This window comes from Streptomyces sp. CA-111067, assembly GCF_050956065.1.
Lineage (GTDB): Bacteria > Actinomycetota > Actinomycetes > Streptomycetales > Streptomycetaceae > Actinacidiphila.
Genome location: NZ_CP192103.1, coordinates 396,930 through 423,191 on the forward strand (window position 1 = coordinate 396,930; position 26,262 = coordinate 423,191).

At 73.0% G+C, this 26,262-nt stretch carries 29 protein-coding genes and 2 pseudogenes; 14 read left to right on the forward strand and 17 right to left on the reverse strand.

The window, feature by feature from the left end; genetic code table 11:
* Positions 1 to 37 precede the first annotated feature (37 nt).
* Positions 38 to 1,228, reverse strand: a complete 1,191-nt coding sequence (locus ACQPW6_RS01665; protein ID WP_433887692.1) for a beta-ketoacyl synthase N-terminal-like domain-containing protein — start codon at positions 1,226 to 1,228, stop codon at positions 38 to 40.
* Positions 1,229 to 1,421: 193 nt separating this feature from the next.
* Complete coding sequence (locus ACQPW6_RS01670; RefSeq protein ID WP_433887693.1) at positions 1,422 to 2,048, reverse strand: hemerythrin domain-containing protein; 627 nt, start codon at positions 2,046 to 2,048, stop codon at positions 1,422 to 1,424.
* 274 nt (positions 2,049 to 2,322) lie between these two features.
* On the opposite strand from ACQPW6_RS01670, the gene sigJ reads away from it, so the two are divergent.
* Positions 2,323 to 3,369, forward strand: a complete 1,047-nt coding sequence (gene sigJ, locus ACQPW6_RS01675; protein ID WP_433887694.1) for an RNA polymerase sigma factor SigJ — start codon at positions 2,323 to 2,325, stop codon at positions 3,367 to 3,369.
* 236 nt (positions 3,370 to 3,605) lie between these two features.
* On the opposite strand, the gene ACQPW6_RS01680 is transcribed toward sigJ, so the two are convergent.
* From ACQPW6_RS01680 to ACQPW6_RS01705, 6 genes are all read right to left on the reverse strand, one after another.
* Positions 3,606 to 3,989: an antibiotic biosynthesis monooxygenase family protein gene (locus ACQPW6_RS01680; RefSeq protein WP_433887695.1), complete on the reverse strand. Its 384-nt coding sequence runs from the start codon at positions 3,987 to 3,989 to the stop codon at positions 3,606 to 3,608.
* A gap of 16 nt (positions 3,990 to 4,005) precedes the next feature.
* On the reverse strand, positions 4,006 to 4,374 hold the full coding sequence (locus tag ACQPW6_RS01685; RefSeq protein WP_433887696.1) for an antibiotic biosynthesis monooxygenase family protein: 369 nt from the start codon (positions 4,372 to 4,374) through the stop codon (positions 4,006 to 4,008).
* A complete protein-coding gene (locus tag ACQPW6_RS01690) occupies positions 4,374 to 4,874 on the reverse strand; it encodes a cupin domain-containing protein (protein ID WP_433887697.1) in 501 nt (166 codons plus the stop codon). The genes ACQPW6_RS01685 and ACQPW6_RS01690 overlap by 1 nt, the downstream gene beginning before the upstream one ends.
* A gap of 147 nt (positions 4,875 to 5,021) precedes the next feature.
* Positions 5,022 to 5,561, reverse strand: a complete 540-nt coding sequence (locus tag ACQPW6_RS01695; protein ID WP_433887698.1) for a flavin reductase family protein — start codon at positions 5,559 to 5,561, stop codon at positions 5,022 to 5,024.
* A 188-nt stretch (positions 5,562 to 5,749) separates the two neighbouring features.
* On the reverse strand, positions 5,750 to 7,180 hold the full coding sequence (locus ACQPW6_RS01700; protein WP_433887699.1) for a helix-turn-helix domain-containing protein: 1,431 nt from the start codon (positions 7,178 to 7,180) through the stop codon (positions 5,750 to 5,752).
* Positions 7,177 to 7,881 (reverse strand): thioesterase II family protein, encoded by a 705-nt coding sequence (locus tag ACQPW6_RS01705; RefSeq protein WP_433887700.1) that lies wholly within the window; start codon positions 7,879 to 7,881, stop codon positions 7,177 to 7,179. Before ACQPW6_RS01705 ends, ACQPW6_RS01700 begins: the two co-directional genes overlap by 4 nt.
* A 547-nt stretch (positions 7,882 to 8,428) precedes the next feature.
* On the opposite strand from ACQPW6_RS01705, the pseudogene ACQPW6_RS01710 reads away from it, so the two are divergent.
* The 3 genes and pseudogenes from ACQPW6_RS01710 to ACQPW6_RS01720 form a co-directional block, all read left to right on the forward strand.
* Positions 8,429 to 8,776: pseudogene (locus tag ACQPW6_RS01710) on the forward strand (discoidin domain-containing protein); the annotation flags it as partial.
* A pseudogene (locus tag ACQPW6_RS01715) lies at positions 8,763 to 9,751 on the forward strand (DUF1996 domain-containing protein); the annotation flags it as partial. The pseudogenes ACQPW6_RS01710 and ACQPW6_RS01715, both read left to right, overlap by 14 nt.
* A gap of 16 nt (positions 9,752 to 9,767) precedes the next feature.
* On the forward strand, positions 9,768 to 10,349 hold the full coding sequence (locus ACQPW6_RS01720; protein WP_433887701.1) for a hypothetical protein: 582 nt from the start codon (positions 9,768 to 9,770) through the stop codon (positions 10,347 to 10,349).
* A 39-nt stretch (positions 10,350 to 10,388) separates the two neighbouring features.
* On the opposite strand, the gene ACQPW6_RS01725 is transcribed toward ACQPW6_RS01720, so the two are convergent.
* Positions 10,389 to 11,138, reverse strand: coding sequence for a L,D-transpeptidase family protein (locus ACQPW6_RS01725; RefSeq protein WP_433887702.1), 750 nt, complete (start codon positions 11,136 to 11,138; stop codon positions 10,389 to 10,391).
* Positions 11,139 to 11,304: 166 nt separating this feature from the next.
* On the opposite strand from ACQPW6_RS01725, the gene ACQPW6_RS01730 reads away from it, so the two are divergent.
* Positions 11,305 to 11,607 carry a hypothetical protein gene (locus ACQPW6_RS01730; RefSeq protein WP_433887703.1) on the forward strand — a complete coding sequence of 101 codons (303 nt, stop codon included), beginning with the start codon at positions 11,305 to 11,307 and terminating at the stop codon, positions 11,605 to 11,607.
* A gap of 30 nt (positions 11,608 to 11,637) precedes the next feature.
* On the opposite strand, the gene ACQPW6_RS01735 is transcribed toward ACQPW6_RS01730, so the two are convergent.
* Both ACQPW6_RS01735 and ACQPW6_RS01740 read right to left on the reverse strand, forming a co-directional pair.
* The gene (locus ACQPW6_RS01735; protein ID WP_433887704.1) at positions 11,638 to 12,171 is read right to left on the reverse strand and encodes a GNAT family N-acetyltransferase; all 534 of its coding nucleotides are present in this window, start codon (positions 12,169 to 12,171) and stop codon (positions 11,638 to 11,640) included.
* Between the two features lie 147 nt (positions 12,172 to 12,318).
* Complete coding sequence (locus ACQPW6_RS01740; protein WP_433887705.1) at positions 12,319 to 12,822, reverse strand: SRPBCC family protein; 504 nt, start codon at positions 12,820 to 12,822, stop codon at positions 12,319 to 12,321.
* Between the two features lie 229 nt (positions 12,823 to 13,051).
* On the opposite strand from ACQPW6_RS01740, the gene ACQPW6_RS01745 reads away from it, so the two are divergent.
* The gene (locus tag ACQPW6_RS01745) at positions 13,052 to 13,516 is read left to right on the forward strand and encodes a universal stress protein (RefSeq protein WP_433887706.1); all 465 of its coding nucleotides are present in this window, start codon (positions 13,052 to 13,054) and stop codon (positions 13,514 to 13,516) included.
* 34 nt (positions 13,517 to 13,550) lie between these two features.
* Here ACQPW6_RS01745 and ACQPW6_RS01750 read toward each other — a convergent pair whose 3' ends face one another.
* Both ACQPW6_RS01750 and ACQPW6_RS01755 read right to left on the reverse strand, forming a co-directional pair.
* Complete coding sequence (locus ACQPW6_RS01750; RefSeq protein ID WP_433887707.1) at positions 13,551 to 14,108, reverse strand: winged helix-turn-helix domain-containing protein; 558 nt, start codon at positions 14,106 to 14,108, stop codon at positions 13,551 to 13,553.
* Between the two features lie 91 nt (positions 14,109 to 14,199).
* Positions 14,200 to 14,328 carry a hypothetical protein gene (locus ACQPW6_RS01755; RefSeq protein WP_433887708.1) on the reverse strand — a complete coding sequence of 43 codons (129 nt, stop codon included), beginning with the start codon at positions 14,326 to 14,328 and terminating at the stop codon, positions 14,200 to 14,202.
* Between the two features lie 215 nt (positions 14,329 to 14,543).
* Between ACQPW6_RS01755 and ACQPW6_RS01760 the strand changes: the two genes are divergently transcribed.
* Entirely contained in the window at positions 14,544 to 14,702 is a 159-nt protein-coding gene (locus tag ACQPW6_RS01760) for a hypothetical protein (protein ID WP_433887709.1), read from the forward strand.
* 87 nt (positions 14,703 to 14,789) lie between these two features.
* Here the strand turns inward: ACQPW6_RS01760 and ACQPW6_RS01765 are convergent, their stop codons facing one another.
* On the reverse strand, positions 14,790 to 16,019 hold the full coding sequence (locus ACQPW6_RS01765) for an acyl-CoA dehydrogenase family protein (RefSeq protein ID WP_433887710.1): 1,230 nt from the start codon (positions 16,017 to 16,019) through the stop codon (positions 14,790 to 14,792).
* Positions 16,020 to 16,168: 149 nt separating this feature from the next.
* Here ACQPW6_RS01765 and ACQPW6_RS01770 point away from each other — a divergent pair, with 149 nt between their 5' ends.
* Complete coding sequence (locus ACQPW6_RS01770; protein ID WP_433887711.1) at positions 16,169 to 16,813, forward strand: TetR family transcriptional regulator; 645 nt, start codon at positions 16,169 to 16,171, stop codon at positions 16,811 to 16,813.
* A gap of 60 nt (positions 16,814 to 16,873) precedes the next feature.
* Here the strand turns inward: ACQPW6_RS01770 and def are convergent, their stop codons facing one another.
* Positions 16,874 to 17,413, reverse strand: coding sequence for a peptide deformylase (gene def / locus ACQPW6_RS01775; protein WP_433887712.1), 540 nt, complete (start codon positions 17,411 to 17,413; stop codon positions 16,874 to 16,876).
* Positions 17,414 to 17,583: 170 nt separating this feature from the next.
* Here def and ACQPW6_RS01780 point away from each other — a divergent pair, with 170 nt between their 5' ends.
* The 6 genes from ACQPW6_RS01780 (at position 17,584) to ACQPW6_RS01805 (ending at position 23,850) form a co-directional block, all read left to right on the forward strand.
* Positions 17,584 to 18,822, forward strand: coding sequence for a MurT ligase domain-containing protein (locus ACQPW6_RS01780; protein WP_433887713.1), 1,239 nt, complete (start codon positions 17,584 to 17,586; stop codon positions 18,820 to 18,822).
* Between the two features lie 48 nt (positions 18,823 to 18,870).
* Positions 18,871 to 19,599, forward strand: a complete 729-nt coding sequence (locus ACQPW6_RS01785) for a type 1 glutamine amidotransferase (protein WP_433887714.1) — start codon at positions 18,871 to 18,873, stop codon at positions 19,597 to 19,599.
* A gap of 222 nt (positions 19,600 to 19,821) precedes the next feature.
* Complete coding sequence (locus tag ACQPW6_RS01790) at positions 19,822 to 20,847, forward strand: 6-phosphofructokinase (RefSeq protein WP_433887715.1); 1,026 nt, start codon at positions 19,822 to 19,824, stop codon at positions 20,845 to 20,847.
* A 125-nt stretch (positions 20,848 to 20,972) separates the two neighbouring features.
* Positions 20,973 to 21,929 carry a cytochrome c oxidase assembly protein gene (locus ACQPW6_RS01795; RefSeq protein ID WP_433887716.1) on the forward strand — a complete coding sequence of 319 codons (957 nt, stop codon included), beginning with the start codon at positions 20,973 to 20,975 and terminating at the stop codon, positions 21,927 to 21,929.
* A gap of 33 nt (positions 21,930 to 21,962) precedes the next feature.
* Positions 21,963 to 22,976 (forward strand): hypothetical protein, encoded by a 1,014-nt coding sequence (locus tag ACQPW6_RS01800; protein ID WP_433887717.1) that lies wholly within the window; start codon positions 21,963 to 21,965, stop codon positions 22,974 to 22,976.
* Positions 22,977 to 23,139: 163 nt separating this feature from the next.
* A complete protein-coding gene (locus ACQPW6_RS01805; protein WP_433887718.1) occupies positions 23,140 to 23,850 on the forward strand; it encodes a lysophospholipid acyltransferase family protein in 711 nt (236 codons plus the stop codon).
* A 26-nt stretch (positions 23,851 to 23,876) separates the two neighbouring features.
* Here ACQPW6_RS01805 and ACQPW6_RS01810 read toward each other — a convergent pair whose 3' ends face one another.
* Complete coding sequence (locus ACQPW6_RS01810; protein WP_433887719.1) at positions 23,877 to 24,476, reverse strand: DUF1707 SHOCT-like domain-containing protein; 600 nt, start codon at positions 24,474 to 24,476, stop codon at positions 23,877 to 23,879.
* A gap of 125 nt (positions 24,477 to 24,601) precedes the next feature.
* The gene (locus ACQPW6_RS01815) at positions 24,602 to 26,197 is read right to left on the reverse strand and encodes an alpha/beta hydrolase (RefSeq protein ID WP_433887720.1); all 1,596 of its coding nucleotides are present in this window, start codon (positions 26,195 to 26,197) and stop codon (positions 24,602 to 24,604) included.
* Positions 26,198 to 26,262 lie beyond the last annotated feature (65 nt).

Genomic DNA, 26,262 nt, shown 5'->3' on the forward strand with positions numbered 1-26,262 from the left:
GTGCGGGGGCGCCGTCAGCAGACGGGCGGCCGGTCGGTCAGTAGACGGCGCGGAGCACCACGGCGGAGTTGAACCCGCCGTGGCCGCGGCCGAGTACCACGGTGGTGCGCAGCTCCGCGGTGCGCGGCGACAGCACCACGTTCAGGTCGTGGCCGGCGAAGGGCGTGACGTCGGCGGTGGGCGGGATCAGCCCCTCGTCCATCGCGAGCAGCGCCGCGGCCAGGCCGAGCGGTGCGGCGGCGCCGTGGTAGCGGCGGCCGGTCATCGTGCGGGGCGCGGTGACCGGCACGCCTTGCAGGCCGAGCACCGCGGTCACCGCGGCGGCCTCGGCGGCGTCCAGGCCCGGGACGAAGACCGCGTCCACCTCGCCGGGCAGCGCCCAGGCGTCGGCCAGCGCGAGTTCGACCGCGCGCCGCAGGCCTCGTTCGCGCCCGCCGTCCGGGTCGGGGTCGAAGGTGGCGCCGTAGCCGGCCACCTCGCCGTAGATCTTGGCCTCCCGGTCCAGCGCGGCCACCGCGTCCTCGAGGACCAGCAGCGCGCCGCCGCCGCGCCGCGACGGGGCCGGCTGGCCGTCGCCGCTCTCGCAGGCGGCGCCGCCGGGAACGGGGCCCTGACCCGGCCAGCCGGCCGGGCACAGCGGCGCGTCCACCCCGCCGGAGACGATCAGCCTGCTGCCCTGGCGGATCTGCCGCCTGGCGTGCGCGACGGCGTCAAGGCCCTTCATGCCGTCCCTGATGGAGATCTGTCCGCTGCTGACCGCGTAGAACCAGGCGAAGGAGCGGTAGCCGCCGCCGTGCCGCCCGGCGGCGGTCCACGGTCCGCCGGCCGCGCCGCCGGGGGCCGGCCGCGGTCCCGCGCCGAAGCCCGGCCAGGAGCCGGCCCCCGCACGCCCCGCCGACCCGGTGGCCGCGACCGCCGCCGCGGTGACCGCGGTGACCGCGTCCGGGCCGAGGTCGGGCAGGTCCTGCGGGCGGATGCCCGCGTCGGCGAGCGCCCAGTCGGCGGCGGCGAGGGTGAGCCTGGCCATCCGGTCGGCCTGCGGGCGCCCCCACAGCGGGTCGGCGCCGCCGGGCACGGCCAGGGCGGCGCCCGGCCGCGGTGACTCGCCCGGCGCGCCGGTCCTGACCTGGCCGTACTTGCCGCCGCAGGTCTGCGCCCAGTAGTCCCGGACCCCCAGGCCCGCGGGCGAGACGATGCCGAGGCCGGTGACCACCACCGCCCCGGTCACCTCTCCCTCCGCGGCGCCCCTGCGCCGACGGCCGCCAGCACCGGGCCGGACTGCCTCGCGTTCACCGTGCTGTCCATGGCCACGCCCCTCCACAACCGAAGCACCAGGTCCACAACCGACGTACGCAAGTGGGCGTCACGTCCGCGCCGCGGTATGACGTGTGACATGTGACGTGCCGCCCGCCGATCGCCGGTCAGGACGTGAACAGCCCCTTCTTGGCGTACTGGCGCTGCCACAGCAGTTTGTTGGCGACCTTCACCGGCGGCGGGAAGGCGCCGAGGAACTCCCGCTGCTCCTGCGGCGAGGCGCCGTCGAGCACCCAGGGGATGTAGACGGCCACGCCCTTGACGCCCAGCGCGGACGCGTTCGCCAGTCCGAACTTCTTCCACTCCGCGGGCACCAGCACGTCCTGGATGAGCGGCAGCGCGCTGTCCTCCTCGTGCTTGAAGTGGTGGTCCATCACCGTGGACAGCTCGTCCACATGGGCCGCCAGGTCCGGCGAGCCCGCCTTGAGCGCGGCGTCCACGGCGTCCAGCCGCGGGCCGAGCTCGGCGTGCTCGGCCTCCATCTCCTCCAGCAGCCGCTGGTCGTCGGGACGGCTGGTGACCTTCTCGGCCACCTGCGGCCACAGCGCCGCGTCCTCCACGGAGTGGTGGTTATGCAGCTGGTGGTTGAAGTTGTCCCAGCCGGCCCGCACCTCGGGCGCGGCGGCCCGGCCGTCGGCCACGGCGGCTGCCAGCCTGCGCAGGTCGCGGCGGAAGGCGCGGTGGGTGGCGTACATGACGGTGAAGTCGATCGTCTCGGTCTTTGTGTCGGCCACGGCCGGCCACTCCCTTACACGTGCGTGAACGGTTCCCCCGACCGCGCGGGGCGGTACGGGTACGGGCCTTCGCGGGCCCGTCGCCACAAAGAGCCCCGGGCCGCAGCGGACGTGACAGCTCCGGTAACGCGACCTCCTCCGCATACCGGGCAAAGCCCCCTGGCCAGGCCATATCGTGACGGTAAGGAGACGTACATCACATTCGCCCGCTGAGGTGTCACGCTTGGCAGTGCGGCAACCCTCTCAGGGGAAACGCACTACGGGAGGCGCAATCGTGTCCGACACTCCGGCTCAGCACGCCGCGACCGCAGGAGACCGCGCGACCGAGGTCTTCGTCGGTCACCGGGAACTGCTGTTCTCGGTGGTCTACAACATGCTCGGCAGCGTCTCCGACACCGAGGACGTGCTCCAGGAGACCTGGCTGTCCTGGGCCCGGCGCAGCCGCCAGCCGCTCGCCGAGGAGATCGACAACCCGCGGGCGTACCTGGTGCGGATCGCGGTCAACCAGGCGCTGGCCCGGCAGGCCAGCATCAGCCGCCGCCGCGAGACCTACATCGGCCCCTGGCTGCCCGAGCCGCTGATCACCCAGGCCCCCGAGGTCCGGGAGACCCCGCAGAACGCGGACGTGGCCGACAGCGCGCTGCGCAACGAGTCGGTGTCGATGGCGCTGCTGGTGGTGCTGGAGACGCTGACCCCGCTGGAGCGCGCGGTCTTCGTCCTGCACGAGGTCTTCGGCTACGCGCACACCGAGATCGCCGAGATCCTGGGCCGCAGCGCGTCGGCGGTCCGGCAGCTGGCGCACCGGGCCCGAGAGCACGTACAGGCCCGCCGGCCGCGCTACCAGGCCGACCCGCGGGTCCAGCAGCAGGCCACCGAGCGGTTCATCGCCGCCGCCCTCGGCGGCGACCTGACCGCGCTGATGGACCTGCTCGCGCCGGAGGTCACCATGTGGACCGACGGCGGCGGCAAGGCCCGCTCCGCGCTGCGCCCGGTCACCGGCCGGGAGAAGGTCGCCCGGCTGCTCACCGGCTACGCGGGCAACCGGCTGCCGGAGTCGCTGGACATCCGCTACCGGCACGTCAACGGCGACCCGTCGGCCGTGGTGTTCTCCGGCGACTCGCCCTACGCCGTCATGGTGATGGACCTCGACGAGAAGAACGACCAGGTCACCGACATCTACCTGGTCACCAACCCGGACAAGCTGTCCGGGGTCCGGCTGGACGACGACCAGCGGCAGGCCGCGGCGGGCGAGTCGTCCGCCGAGGGCGCCGAGGCCGCCGAAGACGCCGAGCCGGAGCACGACAGGGCCGCGGACCGCTGACGGCGCACCGCCGACCGGTACCGCGCACCACAGGCCCGGAGGCCGCCGGGTGAACCCCCGGACCGGCCGCCGCCCCGCCCGTCGGCGGGACGGCGGCCGGTCACCCGGCGGCCTCCGACTCCACCGCCCCGCGCACCCGGGGAGGGGAGGGCTCCCCGCCGCACGCGGGGAGGACGGACGGCGCCGCGAACCGCTGGACCGGTCCGCGACGCCATCGGCTCGCCGGCCGCGCCGGTTCAGGCGACGCAGACCCCGGGGACGGCCACCTTGCGGTAGACGTGCGGCAGCACCCGCACCCCGGCCGGGTACCGGCGCCCCTCACCCTGGAACGCGGGATCGGCGAATGCGGCGGCCAGCGCGGCGGTGGACTCCCACACCGCGACGTTCATCAGCAGGTTGCTGGCGCCGACGCCGCGGTGCAGCTGCGCCGAGATGTACCCGGGAGCGCCCTTCATGACGTCGCCGTCCCGCTGCCAGCTCTCGACCACCTCGTCCATCCGGCCCTCGGGCACGAGGAACGTGGTGACCACGACCACCGGGCCGGTGTCCGCGGCGAGCTGGTCCTCGAAGGAGGTCTCGGGGTCGAGGCTCTCCTGCCGCATCGCGTGGCCGCCCTTCATGTGACGTCGCCGCCCCTCATGAGACGCAGATCCCGGGGACGGCCACGGTGGTGAACAGGTGCGGGTGCGCGACGATGTCGGCGGGCAGCCTGCCCGAGAGCCGCCGGAAGGCCGGATCGGCATGTGCCGCGGCCAGCGCCGCCGACGACTCCCAGACGGCCAGGTTCACCAGCAGTTGGCTGCCGGCCGTGCCCTGGTGCAGCTGGATGGAGACGCAGCCGGGCTGCGCCTTCATGAACGCGGCGTCGTCCCGCCACAGTCCGAGGAACTCCTCGGTGCGCTCCCGCGGCACGAAGAAGGTGTTCATCAGCACCACGGGGCCGGCCTCCTCCTGGAACTGCGCGCGCATCGGCGTCGCGGGATCCAGGTCCACCGCTCGGGCCATCAGTTGCCGGCTCCGGCCGGCGGTCCGCCGTGCGGGCCGCCCTGCGGCCGGTCGGCGCTGATGCCGTGCCGCTCGCCGACCGCCTTGATCTGCTCCCACTCCGGCCGCTGCGGCCGGGTCAGCAGCTCGCTCAGCTCCTCGAAGAAGTGCTCGATGCCGCCGGGCGACATGGTGCAGAGCATCGTGCTGGTCCGGTGCCAGGTGTTGTAGAAGGAGTGCGGCACGCCGCGCGGCCCGTGGACCATGGTGCCGGCCGGCGCCTTGTGGATCTCGTCGCCGATCTTGACCTCGAACTCGCCCTCGGTGACGTAGAACGACTCGTCGGTGTCGTGGTGCACGTGCCACACCGAGCCCTCGGCCGCCGGCATCCGCACCTCGTAGAACGAGTACTGCCCGCCGGTGTCCTCGGAGCGCAGCAGGAACCTGGTCTCCTCGCCGCCGCCGTACGAGATCGGTACCACATCGTCCAGCCGGACGACCTTGCCGGAATCCACGGTCACCGCAACCTCCACAGGCATCTCGGAACGGGAATCGGAGCAGAGCGCGCACAGCCGCGCGGAACCGGCCGGCCGGGTCAGCCGGCGGGTCGGCGGGGTCGGCCGTCGGGGACGGTCGGCTGTCGAGGACGGTCGGCCGTCGCGGGCCGGTCAGCCGTCGACGATCGAGGGGACGCCGCGCAGTTCCTCGTCGAGCGCGCCCAGCCAGCCGCGGAAGAACACCAGCGGCTCCTGGTGCTGCCGGGGCACGCCGAGCTCCACCACCTCGCCGATGAACACCGTGTGGTCACCGCCGTCGAACTCGTCCACCAGCCGGCAGGACAGGAACGCCAGCGCGTCGCTGAGCACCGGCACGCCCGTCACCGACGGGTGGGTGGCGACATCACGGATCTCGGCGGTGCCCTTGCCGGCGAAGGCCCGGGCCAGGCCCTCCTGCTGTCCCTGGAGGAAGTTCACGACGAACTTCCGCGACGCGTCCACCACCGCCCGCAGCCGGGACTCCTTGTGCAGGCAGAACAGCACCAGCGGCGGGTCGAGCGACACCGAGGTGAACGAGTTCACCGTGGTGCCCTCCGCGTCGCCGTCCTCCCCACTGGTGATCACGGTCACCCCGGTGACGAACATGCCGCACACATCGCGCAGCGTGCGGCCGTCCACCGGCGCCGCCTCAGAAGACGTCGAGCCTGCCATCGTCCACCCCTCCCACCACGATCACCACGACCACCGCGACCGGCGGCGAACGGCCTCCGCCGACACCGCACCGGATCCTGACTAACAGGTTCTTCGCGCCGCCGGTTCGCCACAAGAACCCCGGTTTCAGAGCTCGGTCAGGAAGGACAGGGGCGCTGCCGGAATCTCCGGTGGCGGTCAGGGAGAGGTCAGAACGGTGTCGGCTGGGCGGCCTGCCGCGGGCCCGGCGAGGGGGTCCGCTGCCTGGTGACGAAGGTCCGGACGTGCCGCAGCATCCGGTACTCGTACACCGCCCCGCGGTGCAGCTGGAGCATCGAGGCGTCGGCGAGCTCGGCGAGCAGCCTGACCGCGTCGGCCCCGGTCAGGCCCTCCTCAGGCGCGGCAAGGCCCGGGGTGTCGCCGAGCACCGGCTGCGGCAGATCGGCGAGCCGGTGCATGAAGGCCCGCTGCCGGTCGGTGAGCAGGTTCCAGCTCCACTCCAGGCTGGCCGGCAGCGAGCGCTGGTGCGGCAGCAGCGAGAAGTCCGGGAACCCCAGGAGTTCCAGGGCGTGTTCCGGCGCCAGCAGGGCCGAGACCGGCATGCTGCGCAGCCAGTACGCGGCGAACTCGATCAGCCGCGGCAGGTGGTCGAGCTGCCTGCACAGGTCCCGGACGGCGCCGGGCCGGCAGGTCAGGTCCGCGGCGAGCGAGCTGCTGGCCAGCCGCATCCGCATCAGCTCGATCGCGGCGGACTCGGCCAGCGGAGCCGTCTCCCAGATCCGGGCCTCGGGCAGCACGGGCGGGCGGCGGGTGGTGATCATCAGGTGCAGATCGGGCCAGGACTCGCGCAGCTGCTCCACCAGCCGGGCGGTGACGCAGGGCAGGTGCTCGGCGGTGTCCAGGATCAGCAGCGCGGGGTAGCCGTCGGCCGGCTGCCGGTCGCCGCCGAGCAGTTCGCCGACCGCGTGCTGCGCGGCGGCCAGCGCCGCCAGGCCGTCCGCCCGGGTCTCGGGATCGCCGGCCCAGTCCCCTGAGCCGCCGGAGCCGTTCGGGACGGCCCGGATGGCGCCGAGCTGGGCCACCGCCACGCCGCCGCGGAACCGTACGGCGGTCCGGGCGGCGACGGACAGCGCGAGCCTGGTCTTGCCGGCCCCGCCGGGACCGGTCAGCACGGTGACCGGGCTGCCGGTGACCAGTTCCGACAGCCGATCCAGGTCCGGATCGCGGCCGACCAGCGCCGTTCGCGGCGGGTGCGGCCCGCGCCAGCGGGCCGGCGGCCGGCCGCCCGGCCGCCGGAACCGCGGACCGGCGGGCGAGCCGATGCCGAGCCCCGGCATCCCCACCGGCAGCACTCCAGACCCTCCTGGCCCACCGGGCACTCCGGCCGCCGGGCCGGTCGCCGTCCGCGGCCCCGCCCCTTCGCCCGGCCCTGTCCGGCCGGCGCCCAGTTCGTCGGCGCCGCCGTGCAATTCGGGGTCGAGTACCGAGAACAGCAGCTCCAGCGAGCTGCGCCGCGGGGTGTGGATACGGCCGCGTTCCAGATTTCTGATGGTGCGCACGCTGATCCCGGAGCGGGCGGAAAGCTCTTCCTGGGTCCAGCCGCGCTCGGTCCGTAACGCGAGAAGTAAGTCGTATCTCATACTCGTACCCCGTCCCGCAGTACGGTCCTGATGTGATCGGCGACGGAATCCGTTGACCCGTCGAGGTAGAAATGGCCACCGTCGAATTCGAGCAGTTCGAATTCAGCGGCGGTGTGCCGCGACCAGGCCAGCGCCCCGTCCTTCGACACCCGCGGATCGCGGTTGCCGATCAGGGCGGTGATCCGGCAGGCCACCTGCTCCCGGTACACGTCGGTGGCGAACCGGTATGACTGGAGCGCCCGGTAGTCCGCGCGCAGCGGCGGCAGCAGGATGCTCATCATGTCCGGGTCCTGGAGGATCTCCTCCGGTGTGCCGCCCAGCAGCCGGATATCGGCCAGCAGGGCCGCGTCGTCGAGCGGACCGGTGAGGTCGCCCGGCGGGTGCGAGGGCCCGACCCGGCCCGAGGCGAAGAGCGCGACGGGGGTCAGGCCGCCGCCCTCCAGCCGGCGGGCGGCCTCGAAGGCCACGGTCGCGCCCATGCTGTGCCCGAACAATGCGAAAGGCCCCGCTGCGACCCTTCTGGCCTCCGCCGCGACCGTTGCCGCGAGTTCGGTCAGGCTGGTCGCGAACGGTTCGCCGAAACGGTCCTGCCGCCCCGGGTACTGCACGGCGAGTACATCTATTTCCGGCGTCAGCGCGGTGGCCAGTCGCAGAAACGAGGTGGCCCCGCCGCCCGCGTGCGGAAAGCAGAACAGTGGCACGGAACCGGCTGCCGCCGGCTTGAATCGGTGAAACCAGGGTCCGAGTTCTCCAGACACGCCTTCCTGCCCCCCAAGTCGTCGCGCCGCATCATGGCACGGGAAATCCGGCCCGGACGAGTGTTCCGCCACTGACAGCGATGTCAACAGCCCCCGCACCCTCGCCACTTGATGAAGATTTTACAATCTCCGGCTCCCCGCGGGCCCGGTTCAGGACTTCGGTGAGCGCTCTCCGAACTCTCTCCGGAGCCGACGCCCCAGCTGGACGGCCGAGCTGTGAACCGCCACCGGGAGCACAGCCGCCACTTTCCGACCGTTGTGTACCAGCCAACCGGCCACTCTGCGCGGTCGGCTCGGTACAAACTCTTGACACCCTCGAAACGCCGGAGAAACCCTGTGCACCACAGGAGAGCGCTCTCCCGAGCGTCCTCCGCGCCTCTCCCTGGAGGTACCCGTGAGATCCCGCAGACGCCCGCCCCTCCGCCGCCGGCAGCTTCCACGGTGGCCCGCAAGGGCCGCCCTCGCCGTCGCGCTCGCCACCATGGTCTCGATGCTGACCTGGGGCGGCTCCGCCGCCACGCAGGCCAGTGCCGCCGACTCGCTGATCTCGGTGAGCCGGCCGACCATCGCCTCGTCCACCGAGAACGCCGGCACCCCGTCAGGGGCTGCCGTCGACTCCGACCCCACCACCCGCTGGGCCAGCGCCTGGAGCGACCCGCAGTGGCTCCAGATCGACCTCGGCGGCAACGCCACCATCTCCCGCGTCGACCTGAGCTGGGAGACCGCCTACGCCAAGGCGTTCCAGATCCAGACCTCGCCCGACGCCAACACCTGGACCCCGGTCTACTCCACCACCACCAGCACCGGCGGCAACCAGAGCCTGAACGTCACCGGCACCGGCCGGTACATCCGGGTCTACGCCACCGTCCGCGGCACCCAGTACGGCTACTCGCTCTATGACTTCAAGGTCTACGGGTCGGTCACCGTCAGCACCGCCGGCTACGTCCTGGCCAACCCCCAGGTCACCGGTGTGGTGCCGTCCACGTACAACCCGCCGCACGCGTACTTCCACGAGTTCCAGGCGAACTGCTCGACCATGAAGGAACTGCCCGACGACCCGATCGTCTTCCCCGGCCAGCCGGGCGCCTCGCACATGCACACGTTCCTGAGCAACGTCACCACGAACGCCAACAGCACGCTGGCCTCGCTCAACGCCGGCACCACCACCTGCAAGGCGCCGGGTGACAAGTCCGGTTACTGGATGCCGACGGTGTACAACGGCAGCCAGGTCGTCGAGCCGGTGGGCCCGCAGGTCATCTACTACAAGACCGGCGTGAACGACTACACCAGTGTCCGGCCGTTCCCGCCGGGCCTGCGCTTCCTGGTCGGCAGCCCGGCCGCCACCGCCACCCAGTTCCGCAACGACCCCGGCTTCGTGGCCGGTTGGGAGTGCGGCGACAACTACGGCAACATCGACTTCCCGGCATCCTGCCCGAACGGAGCCGACGTCCAGCTCAACATCCGCTACCAGGCCCCCAGTTGCTGGAACGGCCTCTACCTGGACACGCCGGACCACAAGAGCCACATGGCGTATCCGATCAACGGCGTCTGCCCGGCCGACCACCCGGTCGCGCTGCCGATGATCGAGTTCAAGATGGCCTTCCCGGTGCACGGGGACATGTCCCAGGTGCACCTGTCCAGTGGTCGGGGCTTCTCCTTCCACTACGACTTCTTCAACGCGTGGGACCCGGCCACCCAGGCCGCGCTGATCACCCACTGCATCAACGGCGGCCTGCAGTGCGACGCCCGCGGCTACGACGAGACCCAGCCGTCCAAGGGTGCCGCGCTCAACGCGCAGTACGAACTGCCGTAACCACCAAGGAGTCACTGTGAACAAGCCCGCGCCCCGGTGGTTGCCGGTCCTCGCCGTCGTGGCCGTCGCCGCCGGGGCGACGGGTTGCTCCTCCTCGCACCACTCCGCCGGCCCGACCCCCTCCGGCGCCCGGCCCACGGCCACCGCGGTGGCGTCCGCGAGCATCCCGGGCCCCACCCCCGCCACCGCGATCATCTGCGCGGACGAGGCGAAGTTCGAGATCAGCAGCGTCATCGGCGCCACCCCGACCGCCCCGCTGAAGCCCACCTGGACGAACGACCTCTACACTTGCGTCTACCACTACGGCCCGACCGCGGCCATGACCCTGTCGGTCAAGCAACTGCCCGACCAGGCCGGCGAGGCGGCGTACTACGAGTCCCTGCGGCACGCGGCCGGCTCCGGCGCGAAGGCCGTCCAGGGGCTGGGCGACCAGGCGTTCTCCGTCCCTGACGGCTCGGTCTACGTCCGCAAGGACCTGAACGTGCTGCGGGTGGACGTGCACGCGCTGCCGGCCCGCTTCGGGAATCCGGTCAGGACCCACCGGCAGGTCGGCCTGGTGGTGGCCACCACCATCATGAGCTGCTGGAAGGAGCTGTGAACCGGCCCGCCCGCGGCGGGAAGGCGGGCCGGGCGGCGCTCAGTAGCGGCTGACGGCGGTGTCCCCGCCGGTGGTGCCGATCGCGATGTGCGGGCTGTCGGCCGGCCGCAGCCAGGCCATGATCGCGTCCATCGACGCGGCCGGCACCGACACGCAACCCGCGGTGGCGCCGCTGCCGTTGACGTGCAGGAAGATCCCGGCGCCGCGGCCCTTGACCGGCTTGTCGTAGTTGAAGTCGATCAGCACGGCGTGCGCGTACTGGGTCGGGTAGTCGGCCAGGTGCTCGGACTCGCTGCCCCGGCAGTCCTTGGGCAGCGGGCTGACCCAGCGGTTGTACGAGGTCGAGGCGTTGTCCTCGCACCACCAGGCCGACGAGGTGACCCTGCGGTACGGCAGCACGGTGCCGGTCGGCGCGGCGGCGTTGCCGAAGGCGAACGGCAGCCCGAACAGGCCGGTGGGCGTGGTGCTGGTGTTCTGCCGGCGGGTCGCCCCCTCGGCGAGCCCGTGCGCGCCGAACCTGGCCGGCGCGCTGCCGGCCTTCTTCCAGACCGTGCCCTCCTTCTGCCACCAGATCAGGGTGCCGCTGGTGCTCGACAGCGTCGGCGCGGTGGCGGTGATCAGCTGGCTGCCGCCGCCGGTGTCCCGCATCAGTACCGGCGTCGGCAGCGTGATCGGCCCGGGCCGCCTGACCAGTGCGGACGCGTTTCCGGCGCCGAGCGTGAGGCTGGTGGTGACGGCGGCGACCGCGGCGGTGGCGGCGGCCAGGCGGACGGTGTTGCGGTGGGGCACGGCGGCTCCTCGGTGCGCGGGCGGGTGGTGGCGGGATCCCGCCGCCAGGTGTCGGCGGGTGTGCGGCGGGGCAGCACCTGTGGGTACGGCAACACCGCTTGAGAGGTTCCACGCTGATGCCGTCGTCTATCACGCGCGCGAGCGCGTCCACGAGGAGAAGCCAATCATGACCGCTCTGGTGATCGGCCGGATGGAGAGTGTTGTCAGCGCCGCTATCGCGGTGCTGCGCGAGGAGGGCTTCGAAGCCGTCGGGGTGACGACCGACGGGGACGCGGTGGCGCAGATCAACACGGGGAAGATCACCGCGCTGGTGATCGGCGGCGGGGTGGGCTGGGGTTCGCGCCGGCTGCTGCGCAAGGCGGCCGAGGCACACGGCACCGCCGTGATCCAGGGCGCCATGGGCGGCGGGAGCTTCGCCGACTACGTGCGCGGGCAGATCGTGCCGGGGCTGCGGGCGGCCGGCGCCTGAGCCGCGGTCCGGCGCGCCCGGGCCGGGTGGTCAGTCGCGGGGCTGCTCCAGGTCGATCGACCAGTCGTTGGACCTGATCGGATTCCCCTTGGGGTACTCAAAGGCGCACTCGCCGGCGAAGGTGAATCCGGCCTTGCGGCAGACCGCGTTGGACGCGGGGTGGTCCACCGAGGGGAAGGCGTGCAGCCGGCGGCGGTCGCCGTGGGCCGCCGCCCACTCCACCACCGCGCGGGCCGCGGCGACCGCGATGCCGCGGCCCTGGAACTCGGGCAGCACTCCCCAGCCGGTCTCGTAGACCGGCTCGTCCTGCCAGGTCTGCTCCCAGTAGCCGATCGAGCCGGCGACCTCGCCGCCCTGTTGGAGCACCACCCGGAACATGGTGCCCGCGGTGCCGCTGAGCCGCTGGTAGCGCTGGTGGCGGGCGAGCAGCTGCTGCTCGGTCTCGGGGCCGCCGAGGTGGTCGGTCATCTCGGGCGCGTTGGTCCTGCGCAGCAGCCAGAGGTCGTCGGCCGACCAGGGTTCGAGGCGGACCCGCTGCTGGGTGCGGTGTGGTGCGTCTGTCATGGCAGCACGCTACTGCGGGGGTCTGACAGCGGGCCGCGGGCCGTCGCCGGACAGAGAAGAGCCCCGGCCGGGACGGGGGGACCAGGCCGGGGCAGTCAGGGGCGAAGCTGATGTCTCCACCATTTCGTCACCTTGTTAGTTTAACACTCAATGAGCGTAGTCGAAGCCATGCGGCGTCGCCGGGGTCCGCAGCGGCGGGGTGGCCGGCGCGGCGGCGGGGCCGAGCAGGTCGCAGAACTTCTTGGCGTCGTTGGGCAGGTCCCGGCGCCAGGCCATGGCCACCACCGGGGCCAGCGCCAGCAGGCCGGCGCTGAGCGAGCTGTTCACCGACAGCCTGACCAGCGTGCCGTCCTTGTGCGGCAGCAGGTCGAAGCCGTACAGCGGTACCTGGGTGCCCAGCGGGCACCACATCCGCTGGCCGCGGAACGCTATCCGCCGGCACGGCTCGAAGCTGGCGCAGACCAGCCGGTGCGGGCGGCGGCGGCCGGGGTACCGGTAGCGGTACTCGGCGTCGGCGCCGGGCGGCACCGGGTCGGAGTCGACCGAGGAGACCCCGGAGCTCCAGAGGGCGAGGTTGCGGGCGTCGGCGAGAAAGTCGAACACCTCGGCGGGCCGCCTGGGTACGAAGACATCCGTGGACACACTCGGCATCACAAACCTCCCCGGTAGCGGCGTGGGCGGCGTGCTGTTCACACGGGGCGCGGACCGCACCTGAGTGCGTGCGCCGGGCGGAAGGACACCGCCTGTTTCACTCCTCACGGAAAGCGTGCATCGCAAAACTGCCCATGTCGTGGCAATGCGGCCATTGGAGTGAGGCCGGCCCGAGAACACCGCGTGCTGGGGGATGAACCCGCAGGCCATCGGCCGATAGCCTGGCCGCGTGGACGAGCAGAAGGTGCCCGCGCGCTTCGAACGCGGCACGGACGGACCGAAAGTGATCGTCGCCGGCCTCGACGGCTCCGATTCGTCCTGGCGGGCCGCGGCCTACGCGGCGGGCCTGGCGCGCCGGCAGAACGCGCTGCTGGCGCTCGTCTACGTGCAGCCCTACATGCCGACCGGCGCCGCGCTCGGGGTGCCGGTGACCCAGGTGGACACCGGGATCGCCGAGCAGCTGGTGGCCGAGATCCGCCGGTCGGTCGAGCGGCTGCGCGGCACCTTCGTGGTGCGCTGGGAGTTCCACACCTTCCGCGGCGACCCCTACGGCGGCCTGGCCACCGCCGCCGACCAGCTCACCGCCGACGCGGTCGTGGTGGGCGCCTCCGAGCGGGCCGGCCACCGGCTGGTCGGCTCGGTCGCCGTCCGGCTGGTGAAGGCCGGACGGTGGCCGGTGACGGTGGTGCCGTAGCCCCCGCCGGCGCGGCGGGGGCCCGGCGGTCCGGTCAGTGCCGGGCGGCGGCCACCGGGGCGTACTTGTAGCCGACCCGGCGGACGGTCACGATGCTGCCGCGGTGCTCCGCGCCGAGCTTGCGGCGCAGCCGGGCGATGTGGACGTCCACGGTGCGGCCGTCCCCCACATGGCCGTATCCCCAGACGGTGGTGACCAGCTGGTCGCGGGAGTGCACCCGGTGCGGGTGCGCGACCAGGTGGGCCAGCAGCTCGAACTCCAGGTAGGTCAGGTCGAGCGGGCGGCCGTCCACCTCGGCGGTGCGGCGGTCGTCGTCGATCCGCACCGGCAGCGAGGAGTCGTCCCGGGCGGACGGGACGGCCTGCGGTCCGATGTCGGGCAGGTGCTGGTCGGCCGGGACGAGCACCAGGTAGCCGACCATCGGGGCGCCGCCGACGGTCGCGGGCAGCACATTGCCGGGAGCGGGCATCCAGGTGGCGCCGGGCGGCAGGAAGTCCGGCGCGGGCGGCACCTCGTCGGGGCGTACCGCGCGCAGTCGCTGGCGGTGTGCGACGGGGGCGGGCACGGAGTGGATCTCAGGCAGGTTCGGCATGGTTCGGCTCTTTCGCGCGAAGGGTCGTGGGACTCCGTATTGCGCGGGACCGGTGTGCTGCCACCGCCGGGCTGGGCCGGGTGCGGGAAGGTCAGCGGGAGACGCGGGTCCGCGCGGGGATCGCGCGGCAACACCAGCGGTCGAAGTGGTGCTCCTGCCGGGACGGCCAGAAGGGCTCCAGGTCGCTGCGACCTGTCCCGGTGTCAGTAGTGCTGGCCATGTCCCCCATTGAAGCAGACCGCGCCCGGCGCAGGTACGGGGATCGGCCACGCCGCCGGGTGCCGGTCGTCACGTCCGGCTGCCCGGCGGCGGGCCCGCCCGCACATATGTGCCGCCTCACGGCTTTTGCCCGCTCCGGGTGGTGGATGCCCGCCCTGCGGCCGGGCCGCCGCGGAGGCGGGTCTAGGCTGGACAGCCGGACCAGAAGGAGACCTCATGCACCTCGGCGCGATGCACGCCCTCAGCATTCTCGCGGGGCCGTCCGACGACAAGGTCGGGCCGGGCGGCCTGATGCGCAGCATCATCGTGATCGCGGTGGTCGGCTCCGCGCTGATCGCGTGGTTCGTGCTGCGCGGCTACGGCAACAACGACTAGCCGGCCCCGCACCGGCGCACCCCCGCAGCGGCGCGGGCCCCGTGTCTGCACCGGGCCCGCACCTCCACCGCCACCGGCTCGCTCCGGTCAGCGGATCGGCAGCCCCGACAGCGTCCGGGCGATCACCAGGCGCTGGATCTCGCTGGTGCCCTCGAAGATGGTGTAGATCGCGCTGTCCCGGTGCATCCGCTCCACCGGGTACTCCCGGGTGTAGCCGTTGCCGCCGAGGATCTGCACTGCCTGGGCGGTGACCTTCTTGGCGGTCTCGCTGGCGAAGAGCTTGGACATCGAGCCCTCGGCCGAGGTAAACGGCTTGCCCGCGGTGGCCATCCAGGACGCCCGCCAGACCAGCAGCCGGGCCGCGTCGATCTGGGTGCGCATGTCGGCGAGCTGGAAGGCGACGCCCTGGTTGTCGATGATCGGCCGGCCGAACTGCTCGCGGGTGACGGCGTATTCGAGCGCGACCTCGTAGGCCGCCCTCGCGGTGCCGACCGCCATCGCGCCGACCGCCGGCCGGGACGCCTCGAAGGTGGCCATCGCCGCGTTCTTGGACCGCTCCCCCGCGCCCGACTTCGCCCGCTCGTGCGCCCTGGCCAGCCGCTCGTCCAGCTTCTCCTTGCCGCCGAGCAGGCAGTCGCCGGGCACCCGGACGTCCTCCAGCACCACTTCGGCGGTGTGCGAGGCGCGGATGCCGTGCTTCTTGAACTTCTGGCCCTGGGACAGGCCCGGGGTGCCGGGCGGCACGATGAACGAGGCGTGCCCCTTGGTGCCGAGTTCGGGATCGACCACGGCGACCACCACGTGGACGCTGGCGATGCCGCCGTTGGTGGCCCAGGTCTTGGTGCCGTTGAGCACCCACTCGCCGGTGGCCTCGTCGTAGACCGCGCGGGTGCGCATCGCGCCGACGTCGGATCCGGCGTCGGGCTCGGAGGAGCAGAAGGCGGCGACCTTGACGTCGTTCACGTCGCCGTACATCTGCGGCACCCAGGTGCCGATCTGCTCCTCGGTGCCGTTGGCCAGCACGCCGACCGCGGCCAGGCCGGTGCCGACGATGGACAGCGCGATCCCCGCGTCGCCCCAGAACAGCTCCTCCATCGTCAGCGGTATGCCGAGGCCGGTGGGGTCGAAGAACTGCTGCGCGTAGAAGTCCAGCGAGTACAGGCCGATCTTGGCGGCCTCCTGGATGATCGGCCAGGGCGTCTCCTCGCGCTCGTCCCATTCGGCCGCGGCCGGGCGCATCACGTCGGCCGCGAAGCCGTGGATCCAGTCGCGCACGGACTGCTGGTCGTCGTTGAGTTCGAGCGTGAAGTCGCCCATGGTCCCCTCCACGTGATGGTTACTAGCGGTAACAGCAGTCTGTTACCGCCCGGTAAGAGCTGTCAACTCCCTGCTCGGCGGGCGAGTACCGGCGCCGGGGATGTTACGTTGCGCAGACCACCGGCAATCGAACAGGCGGGGAGGCGCGGGTGGAGACCGGCCAGCGGCAGGACCAGCGGACGGCCGCGGAACGACGGCGCTCGCAATTGCTAGAGGCCGCCGACCGCGTGGTGCTGCGGGACGGCCCGGAAGCGTCGATGAACGCGATCGCCGCCGAGGCGGGCATCACCAAGCCGATCCTGTACCGGCACTTCGGCGACAAGAGCGGCCTGTACCGGGCGCTGGCCAAGCGGCACACCGACGCGCTGCTGGCCAACCTGCGCACCGCGCTCGACTCCCCCGGCGACCGCAGGGACCGGGTGGAGGCCACCCTGCACGCCTACCTGTCGGCCATCGAGACCCGGCCGCAGGTCTACCGGTTCCTGATGCACCCGGCCGAGACCCCCTCCGACGGCGAGAACGGCTTCGACGTCGGCCGGCACTCGGTCCCGCTGCTGCGCCGGATGGGCGAGGACCTCGGCGAGGTGATCGCCGAGCGGCTCGACCTCGGCCCCGACACCCGCGAGCTGGCCAGGATCTGGGGCCACGGCATCGTCGGCATGATGTACGCGGCCGGCGACTGGTGGCTCGGCGAGCGGCCGTGCTCGCGGGACGCGCTGGTCCGCACGCTGGCCGACCTGCTGTGGGGCCGGCTCGCGGCGGCCGGCGACCGGGCCGGCAGCCAGGGGCTGTGAGCGGCGCCGTACGGCTGTAGGGCCCAAGGAGCCGCGCGGCGGCGCCGGTTCCGCGGCAGCTCAGCGCGATCCGGCCAGCCGCCGCGCCGCCCACAGCGCGCGGGCCCGGCGGGGGCCGCGCAGCCGGTCGGTGAAGACCAGCCCGTCCAGGTGGTCGCTCTCGTGCTGGAGGCAGCGGGCGAAGAACCCGGTGCCGGCCACCGTCACCGGTGTGCCGTGGACGTCGAAGCCCTGGACCACCGCCTCGTCGTACCGCCGGGTGCCGGACTCCACGCCGGGCAGCGACAGGCAGCCCTCGGCGCCGGTGACGGACACCCCGCCGGTCGCCACCGGGCCCGGGTTGACCAGATGGCCCAGATGGCGGCGGTCCTCGTCGTCCGGGCAGTCGTAGACGAACACCCGCAGCGGTACGCCGATCTGATTGGCGGCCAGGCCGACGCCCGCACAGGCGTACATCGAGGCGAACATGTCCTCCACCAGCCTGGCCAGGGCCGCGTCGAAGGACGTCACCTCGGCGCACGGGGCGTGCAGGCAGGGGTCGCCGAACGGCCGCACCGGCCGGACGTCTCCGGTGCTGCCAGGGATGATGCCGGGTCGCATGCCGGTCAGGGTATGCGCTGACCGGGGCGGCGCGGTGCGGCCGGGGCCGCGGGAAGTCGATAGGCTGAGCACCGACCGGAACCTGCCGGCCGCCGCAGCGGCCCGCGGAGGCGGAGGACCGGCCGTCACCAGGGCAGGGCGGCGGCCGGAGTCGAGGAGGAAGACAGACGATGGCAGGCAACTCGGAGCCGCTGTCGCCGCGGGCCAAGCTGGCCGTGACGGCCGGCAGGGCCGCGGCGGCGGTGTCCCGCGCGGCGGGCAAGGGCAGCGGCTCGGTGATCGGCGGCAAGGTGGCGCTGAGGCTCGACCCCGACCTGCTGGCCCGGCTCGCCGGACACCTCGACGTGGTGCTGGTGTCGGCGACCAACGGCAAGACCACCACCACCCGGCTGCTCGCCGAGGCGCTGCGGGCCGGCGGCCAGGTGGTCTCCAACGCGCTCGGCGCCAACATGCCGGCCGGCATCACCTCCGCGCTGGCCGGCGGCTCCGCCGCGCGGTTCGCGGTGATCGAGGTGGACGAGAAGTACCTCGCCGGTGTCGCCCGGGACGTCAACCCCAAGGCCATCGCGCTGCTCAACCTGTCCCGCGACCAGCTCGACCGGGCCGCCGAGACCCGGATGCTCGCCGAGAAGTGGCGCGAGGGCCTGGCCGGCACCGACGCGATCGTGATCGCCAACGCCGACGACCCGCTGATCACCTGGGCGGCCTCCTCCAGCCCCACCGTGGTCTGGGTCGCCGCCGGGCAGGAGTGGAAGGACGACGCCTGGTCCTGCCCGTCCTGCGGCGGCGTGCTGCAGCGACCGTCGGAGGACTGGTTCTGCGCCGAGTGCGGCTTCCGCCGCCCGGTGCCGACCTGGGCGCTGTCCGGCGACCACGTGGTCGACCCGAACGGCGTCGCCTGGCCGATCCAGCTCCAGCTGCCGGGCCGGGCCAACCGGTCCAACGCGGCGGTGTCGGCCGCCGCGGCGGCGGCCTTCGGCATCGACCCCAAGGTCGCGCTGGAGCGGATGTACAAGGTGCAGGCGGTGGCCGGCCGCTATGACGTGGTCTCCTACCAGCAGCGCGAGCTGCGGCTGCTGCTGGCGAAGAACCCGGCCGGCTGGCTGGAGACGTTCTCGCTGATCGACGGCCCGCCCACGCCGGTGGTGCTGTCGGTCAACGCCCGCGGCGCCGACGGCACCGACACGTCCTGGCTGTGGGACGTGGACTACACCCGGCTGGCCGGGCACCCGATCCTGGTGATCGGCGACCGCAAGATGGACCTGGCGGTACGCCTCGAGGTGGCCGGGCTCCAGTTCCTGGTCTGCGCCGACCTCGACGAGGCGGTGCGCTCGGCGCCGCCCGGCCGGATCGAGGCGATCGCCAACTACACCGCCTTCCAGGACCTGCGCCGCCGGGTCAAGAACTGACCCGGCCGCTCAGGGTACGAACTTCAGAGGGTACGAGGAGAAGCACGCATGAGTGATTCCAGCCTGCGCCTGGTGTGGGTCTACCCCGACCTGCTCAGCACCTACGGCGACCAGGGCAACGCGCTGGTGGTGGAGCGGCGGGCGCTGCAGCGCCGGGTGCCGGTCACCCGGGTGGACGTCAGGTCCGACCAGCCGATCCCGACCTCCGGCGACATCTACCTGATCGGCGGCGGCGAGGACCGGCCGCAGCGGCTGGCGGCCGAACGGCTGCGCCGCGACGGCGGTCTGGGCCGGGCGGTGTCCAACGGCGCCATCGTCTTCTCGGTCTGCGCGGGCTACCAGATCCTCGGCCACGAGTTCGTCAACGACCTGGGCCGCCCCGAGCCGGGCCTCGGCCTGCTCGACGTGGTGAGCACCAGGGGCGACGGCGAGCGCTGCGTCGGCGACGTGCTGGCCGACATCGACCCGCAGCTCGGCCTGCCGCCGCTGACCGGCTTCGAGAACCACCAGGGCATCACGCACATCGGCCCGGCCGCCCGGCCGCTGGCCCGGCTGCGGGTCGGCAAGGGCAACGGCACCGGCGACGGCACCGAGGGCGCCTTCAACGACACGGTGTTCGGTACGTACATGCACGGCCCGGTGATGGCCCGCAACCCGCAGATCGCCGACCTGCTGATCAAGCTGGCGCTCGATGTGAACGCGCTGCCGCCGGTGGACGACCAGTGGTACGAGGCGCTGCGCAGCGAGCGGATCGCGGCGGCGGTGCAGCCCGCCTAGCGGCGGCGGGCCCACCGGGCGCGGCCGGGCGCCGCCACCCGGCGGCGTCGACGACCTGGCCACCGTCACGCTCCGCGCCCGTCTCCTGCCGTTCGGCCAACGGTCAGGTGTCCGCGGTACGGTCGCCGTGAAGCCTGCCCCGGCAGGCTCGGTAAGCTGGCTGCGATCCATCCGGACGACGGGGTCCGGCCGTCCGGTTGAGTTGCAGGATTGGCGAGAGCAATGCGTATTGGTGTGCTGACCAGCGGCGGCGACTGCCCCGGGCTGAACGCCGTCATCCGGTCCGTCGTGCACCGCGCCGTGGTGGACCACGGTGACGAGGTCATCGGCTTCCACGACGGCTGGAAGGGCCTGCTCGAGTGCGACTACCGCAAGCTCGACCTCGACGCGGTGAGCGGCATCCTGGCCCGCGGCGGCACCATCCTCGGATCCTCCCGGGTGCGTCCCGAGCACCTGCGCGGCGGGGTGGAGCAGGCCAAGGGCCATGTGGCCGACCTCGGTCTCGACGCGATCATCCCGATCGGCGGTGAGGGCACGCTCAAGGCGGCCCGGCTGCTGTCGGACGCGGGCCTGCCGATCGTCGGCGTGCCCAAGACCATCGACAACGACATCACCTCCACCGACGTCACCTTCGGCTTCGACACCGCGGTGACCGTGGCCACCGAGGCGCTGGACCGGCTGAAGACCACCGCGGAGTCGCACCAGCGGGTGCTGATCGTGGAGGTCATGGGCCGGCACACCGGGTGGATCGCGCTGCACTCCGGGATGGCGGCCGGCGCCCACGCGATCGTGGTGCCGGAGCGGCCGTTCGACGTCGCGGAGCTGGCCGCGGTGGTCGGCAAGCGCTTCGAGGCGGGCAAGAAGTTCGCGATCGTGGTGGTCTCCGAGGGTGCCAAGCCGCGGGAGGGCACCATGGAGTTCTCCGACGGCGCCACCGACGTCTACGGGCACGAGCGGTTCAGCGGGGTCGCCAACCAGCTCTCGGTCGAGCTGGAGGAGCGGCTCGGCAAGGAGGCCAGGCCGGTGATACTCGGCCATGTGCAGCGCGGCGGCACCCCCACCGCCTACGACAGGGTGCTGGCCACCCGGTTCGGCTGGCACGCGGTGGAGGCGGTGCACCACCGTCGGTTCGGCATGATGACGGCGCTGCGCGGCACCGACATCCGGCTGGTGCCGCTCGCCGAGGCCGTCGAGCACCTCAAGACCGTGCCGGCCGACCGCTACACCGAGGCCGAGTGCGTGCTGTGACCGGCTGATCTGCCGCAAGTCCGCCCCCGGCCGAGAACGGCGCCGGGGGCGGTTCTAGTCTGGAGCGGGCTGGGGGGCCGGATCGGCGCACGCCGGTCGGGCGCGCGGTGACGGAGGAGTGACGGATGGACCACGGCGGACACGGCATGCACATGGACCTGCCGCCGTTCACCGTCGGCCGGGGCCTGGCGTTCAGCAGCGGAGACCCGTTCTTCCTGATCGGCTGCGTCGTGGTGCTCGGGCTGTACCTGTGGGCGGTGCTGCGGCTGCGGCTGCGCGGCGACGCCTGGCCGGTGGGCCGGGTGCTGGCGTTCACCGCCGGGGTGCTGACGGTGGGTCTGGCGATGTGCACCCGGCTGAACGACTACGGCATGGTCATGTTCAGCGTGCACATGGTGCAGCACATGATCCTCAGCATGCTCTCCCCCATCCTGCTGCTGCTCGGCGCGCCGGTGACGCTGGCGCTGCGCACCCTGCCGTCGGCCGGGCGCGGCCGGATCGGGCCGCGGGAGCTGCTGGTGAAGCTGCTGCACAGCCGGTTCATGCGGGTGATCACGCACCCGGCGTTCACCATCCCGCTGTTCATCGCGAGCCTGTACGGGCTGTACTTCACCTCGCTGTTCGACACGCTGATGGACACCAGGGCCGGGCACATCGCGATGATGCTGCACTTCCTCGGCGTCGGCCTGGTGTTCTTCTGGCCGATCATGGGGGTGGACCCCGGGCCGCACCGGTCGGGCTACGTGATGCGGATGCTGGAGCTGTTCGCCGGGATGCCGTTCCACGCGTTCTTCGGGATCGCGCTGATGATGGCGAGCCAGCCGATGGTCAACACGTTCCTGCACCCCGCGGCCTCGCTCGGCATCGATCCGCTGGACGACCAGACCGCGGCCGGCGGCATCGCCTGGGCGTTCAGCGAGATCCCCTCGGTCCTCGTGCTGGTCGCCCTGCTGTTCCAGTGGTACACCTCCGAGAAGCGCCAGGCGCGCCGCACCGACCGGGCGGCTGACCGTGACGGAGACTCGGAACTCGTCGCGTACAACGCCTATCTGGCATCGTTGCAGGCGCGGGGGCGCGGCTGACCTTCGGTCGCGGCTGACGAAGGGGGGCCTTTCGTGGACGGTCAGGTGCGCTTATCGGGCGCGGCGCTGGAGCTGCCGGGCGGGGTGACGGTCCGGTTCATGCGGACGCTGCGGCTGCCGGAGCACGGCACCCATCCGCTGCCGCCGGGGCTCGGCACGTTCCCGCTGCGTAAGGTGGCCGACTACCCGGGCCGGGCGCCGTCCCGCTGGCTGGAGCGCGGCGGGGTGCTGCTGCCGGTCTACCAGCGCGAGGCGATGTGGCTCGGCTTCTCCTCGCCGGTGCCGGCCGCCCTCCAGGTGGGGGTCGGCAAGGTGTGCGCGGTGTCCGGGCGGCCGTGGAGCGACCGGCTCTCGCGCGACCCGCAGAACTACGTGGTGCTGCCGCGGCAGCCGTGGCTGGACGGCATCAACTCCGGGGCCGGCACGATCCGGCAGTTCGTGGCGGTGCCGCTGGGCCTCGGCGCCACCGTGGAGGGCCAGGTCTCGGGGGCGGAGGTGTGGGGCGGGGTGCAGCTCCAGGTCTTCGAGCTGCGCCGGGAGGCGCTGGACCGCTGGCGGGCGGCGCGCCGGCGGCAGGCCGCGGCGCGCGGCAACTGGGCGGACACCGGCGCGGGCTCGGCGCCCGGCGGCGCTCCGCTGCCGATGAGCACCCTCGGGCCGCCCGCGCCCGCCGCCCCGGCGATGGGCCTGGGGGCCGGCGGCCGGATGCGCCAGGAGGTGTTCCGCGACGAGCGGCCGGCGACGGACTGGCGGCAGGAGCCGTCCGGCCGGGTCTTCGTCCATCTGGCGACGGCCCCGCAGTGGCGGGCGGTCACCGGCGAGCCGGCCCCGGCGTCACCGGTGGACCGGGCGGCGTACAACTCGGCCGGCCTGCCCTGGTTCGACTACTACGACGCCGACGGCGACGACCTGGCCGCCGCCCCGCCGCTCACCGGCGTCCGACCGGTGGGCGACTGGCTCGGCGACGACGAGCAGGGCTGGGTGCCGCCGCAGCAGGTCCAGCCGCTCGGCGACGACCCCGGCCGGGTGACCGACGGCGAGTGGTAGCCCGGCCGGCCCGCGCGGCGACGGCAGGTGGCCCGGCGGGTCCGAGCGGCGCCGGCGGGTCCGCCCGCCGCCCGCTCTCGCGTCACCGGCCGTAAGGGCACTACTCTGCCGGGACACCGGAGCACCGGGCGGTGCGTTCCGGTCGAGGGGGAGGCAGCCGCAAGTGTTCTACCGTGTGCTCAAGTACGTCATCCTCGGGCCGCTGCTGCGGCTGCTGTTCAGGCCGCGGATCGAGGGCATGGAGCACGTGCCGGAGTCCGGCGCCGCCATCATCGCGGGCAACCACCTGTCGTTCTCCGACCACTTCGTGATGCCGGCGATCCTGCCGCGCCGGATCACCTTCCTGGCGAAGGCCGAGTACTTCACCGGCCGGGGCTTCAAGGGCCGGCTGACCGCGGCGTTCTTCCGCGGTATCGGGCAGATCCCGGTGGACCGCTCCGGCGGCAGGGGCTCGTCGGCGATCGACGCGGCGCTCGGCGTGCTGGGCCGCGGCGAGCTGCTGGGCATCTACCCGGAGGGCACCCGCTCGCACGACGGGCGGATGTACCGGGGGCGCACCGGCGTGGCGGTGATGGCGCTGCGCGCCGGGGTGCCGGTGATCCCCTGCGCGATGGTCGGCACCTTCGAACTCCAGCCGCCGGGGCGGAAGATCCCGCGGATCGGCCGGGTCACCATCCGGTTCGGCGAGCCGCTGGACTTCAGCCGCTACGCCGGCATGGCCGAGCAGCGGTACGCGGTGCGGTCGGTGACCGACGAGATCATGTACGAGATCCTGGCGATGTCGGGGCAGGAGTACGTGGACCGGTACGCGGGCGAGGTGAAGGCGGAGCAGGCGCACGGTGTGGCCGCCCGGCTGCGCCGCAAGTCCTCCTGACCGGCCGCTCCCCGTGCGGCGGGGGCTCAGCGGGACTCGTGCCAGGGCCACTTGAAGCGCCGGGTGACCCGGACATGGCCGAACACCGAGCGCCCGGTGATCCGGATCACCGGCCCGTCACCGCCCTTGGCCTCCCGGCGCCCGGTCTGCGAGCGCTTGCCGAACAGCGCCGTGCCGGTGTCGTAGACCTGGGCGTCGTCCGGGGCGACGATCACGACCTTGCCGCAGAAGGAGTTGGCCTCGATGACGACCTCGCGGCGGGTGAACACCGCTTGCCGCAGGTCGATCACGATCGCGCCGAACTGCGCCCTGGCGACGGTGTGCGGCGGCACCGGCCACTGGCCTGACCGCCGCACCTTGCTGAACAGCGCCCGCACCGGCGCGTTCTCGAACGGCGGCAGCGCCTCGGTGTGGGCGCCCGGCACGGGCAGGTCCGCGGTGATCGGCGCCAGCTCGCCCAGGGTGCGGGCGGCGTAGGTCGCCTCCAGCCGCTCGTTGTGCTCCTCGGCGGAGAGCCGGCCGGTGGCCAGGGCGTCGCCGAGCACGGCGGCGGTACGGTCGCGCTCCTCGTCGGAGGCCCGCAGCCGCCCGTCCGAGTGGTGCTGCCGTGGCGTCAGTTCGGACACCGGGGACCTCCTGGGGAAACGGGACACCGGTCACGCTATATCGCGTCTCACCCGTCGTGCAAGGCGCTCGCCCGCCCCCGGTGCGGGCCCTCCCTCGCCGCCGCATCGCGCGCCGCCGGCGGTCCCTACGACGTCGCGGGGACCGGTGCCGCGTGCGGGCCGCAGGTCACGTCGCGGGCGTCGAGGGTGCCCTCCAGCAGGTAGGCGTCGACCCGGGAGTTGACGCACGGGTTGACCAGTCCGGTGACGCCGTGCGAGCCCGCGTCCCGCTCGGTGACCAGCCGCGATCCGGCCAGCCTGCGGTGCAGTTCGAGCGCGCCCGCGTAGGGGGTGGCCGCGTCACGGGTGCTCTGCACGATGAGCACCCCGGGCAGTCCGGGCCGCGAGGTCACGTCCACCGGGCGCTGCTGCCGTACTCCCCAAGTGGCGCAGGGCAGGTTGAGCCAGGCGTTGGACCATGTCAGGAAGGGGTACTCGGCGTTGAGCGCGGTGTTGTCCCGGTCCCAACGGGGCCAGCTCGCGGGCCACTTGGCGTCGGTGCACTCCACGGCGGTGTAGACGGCGGTGCCGTTCTCCGCGGTCTTGTTGCCCGCGGTGTCGGACAGGTCGGGGCCGGCCGCGTCGGTCAGCGCCTTGGTGTCGCCGGCCTCGTACCTGCTCCACACTCCCGCGACGGTCGGCCAGTCGGAGTCGTAGTAGGGCGCGTTCTGGAAGAAGCCGATCAGTTCGGCCGGGCCGACCACGCCGCCGGCCGGGTGCGCCTTGACGGCGGCGCGCAGCGCCAGCCACTTCGCCTGCACCTTCGCCGCGGTGCTGCCGAGGTGGTAGACGGAGTCGTAGCGGGCGACCCACTTCTCCCAGTCCTGCCAGCGCCCCTCGAAGGCGACGTCCTGGTCCAGGTTGTTGCGGTACCAGATCTGGCCGGGGTCGGGGTTGACGACGCTGTCGACGATCATCCGGCGGACGTGGGTGGGGAAGAGCGTGGCGTAGACGGCGCCGAGGTACGTGCCGTACGAGGCGCCCAGGTAGTTCAGCCGCTGCTCGCGCAGCGCGGCCCGGATCACGTCCAGGTCGCGGGCGGTGTTGACGGTGGTCATCTGGGAGAGCATCGCGGCGCCGGTCCGCTCCAGGCAGCCGTCGGCGTACTCGGCCGCCAGCTTGCGCTGCGCCTGCTTGTCGGCCTCGTCGTCCGGCACCGGGTCGGCCTTCGGCGCGGCCACGTAGGCGCTCGGGTCCTGGCAGGAGATCGGCGCGGAGTGGCCGACACCGCGCGGGTCGAAGCCCACGAAGTCGTACGCCTTGGCCGTCTTCTTCCACAGCGCGGCGGAGGTGGTGGTGCGCAGCGGAAAGCGCAGCCCCGAGCCGCCCGGGCCGCCGGGGTTGTAGATCAGCGAGCCCTGCCGCTCGGCCGGGGTGCCGGTGCTCGCGGCCCGGTCCACGGCCAGCCGGATGCTGTCGCCGTACGGCCGGGTGTAGTCCACCGGCACGGTGACGTAGCCGCAGCTGACCGGCGCGGGCAGGCTCCAGCCGGCCGGGCAGGCCGACCAGTCGATGCCCTGCCGGCGGGCGTCCGCGGCGGCGATCAGCTGGCCGACGGCCGCCGGCACGGTGATCGTCCCGGGCAGGCCGGCATGCGGCGGCGCGGCGGCCACCGCCGGTGCCGCGGCGACGGCCCCGGCGACCAGCGCGCCGGCGGACACGAGCGCGAGCGTACGACGCACTTCCTGACCTCCCCCTCCGGACCGCGGCGGGCGGCCGCGGTGATCGCAGTGCTGATGTGCGGATC

Bases quoted from the DNA above. Each gene is read 5' to 3' on its own strand.
- ACQPW6_RS01680 (WP_433887695.1), bottom strand. From the start codon at position 3,989: ATGAAGGGCGGCCACGCGATGCGGCAGGAGAGCCTCGACCCCGAGACC.
- ACQPW6_RS01685 (WP_433887696.1), bottom strand. From the start codon at position 4,374: ATGGCCCGAGCGGTGGACCTGGATCCCGCGACGCCGATGCGCGCGCAG.
- ACQPW6_RS01695 (WP_433887698.1), bottom strand. From the start codon at position 5,561: ATGGCAGGCTCGACGTCTTCTGAGGCGGCGCCGGTGGACGGCCGCACG.
- ACQPW6_RS01700 (WP_433887699.1), bottom strand. From the start codon at position 7,180: ATGAGATACGACTTACTTCTCGCGTTACGGACCGAGCGCGGCTGGACC.
- ACQPW6_RS01730 (WP_433887703.1), top strand. From the start codon at position 11,305: ATGACCGCTCTGGTGATCGGCCGGATGGAGAGTGTTGTCAGCGCCGCT.
- ACQPW6_RS01735 (WP_433887704.1), bottom strand. From the start codon at position 12,171: ATGACAGACGCACCACACCGCACCCAGCAGCGGGTCCGCCTCGAACCC.
- ACQPW6_RS01740 (WP_433887705.1), bottom strand. From the start codon at position 12,822: ATGCCGAGTGTGTCCACGGATGTCTTCGTACCCAGGCGGCCCGCCGAG.
- ACQPW6_RS01750 (WP_433887707.1), bottom strand. From the start codon at position 14,108: ATGCCGAACCTGCCTGAGATCCACTCCGTGCCCGCCCCCGTCGCACAC.
- ACQPW6_RS01755 (WP_433887708.1), bottom strand. From the start codon at position 14,328: ATGGCCAGCACTACTGACACCGGGACAGGTCGCAGCGACCTGGAGCCC.
- ACQPW6_RS01760 (WP_433887709.1), top strand. From the start codon at position 14,544: ATGCACCTCGGCGCGATGCACGCCCTCAGCATTCTCGCGGGGCCGTCC.
- ACQPW6_RS01765 (WP_433887710.1), bottom strand. From the start codon at position 16,019: ATGGGCGACTTCACGCTCGAACTCAACGACGACCAGCAGTCCGTGCGC.
- def (WP_433887712.1), bottom strand. From the start codon at position 17,413: ATGCGACCCGGCATCATCCCTGGCAGCACCGGAGACGTCCGGCCGGTG.
- ACQPW6_RS01780 (WP_433887713.1), top strand. From the start codon at position 17,584: ATGGCAGGCAACTCGGAGCCGCTGTCGCCGCGGGCCAAGCTGGCCGTG.
- ACQPW6_RS01785 (WP_433887714.1), top strand. From the start codon at position 18,871: ATGAGTGATTCCAGCCTGCGCCTGGTGTGGGTCTACCCCGACCTGCTC.
- ACQPW6_RS01790 (WP_433887715.1), top strand. From the start codon at position 19,822: ATGCGTATTGGTGTGCTGACCAGCGGCGGCGACTGCCCCGGGCTGAAC.
- ACQPW6_RS01795 (WP_433887716.1), top strand. From the start codon at position 20,973: ATGGACCACGGCGGACACGGCATGCACATGGACCTGCCGCCGTTCACC.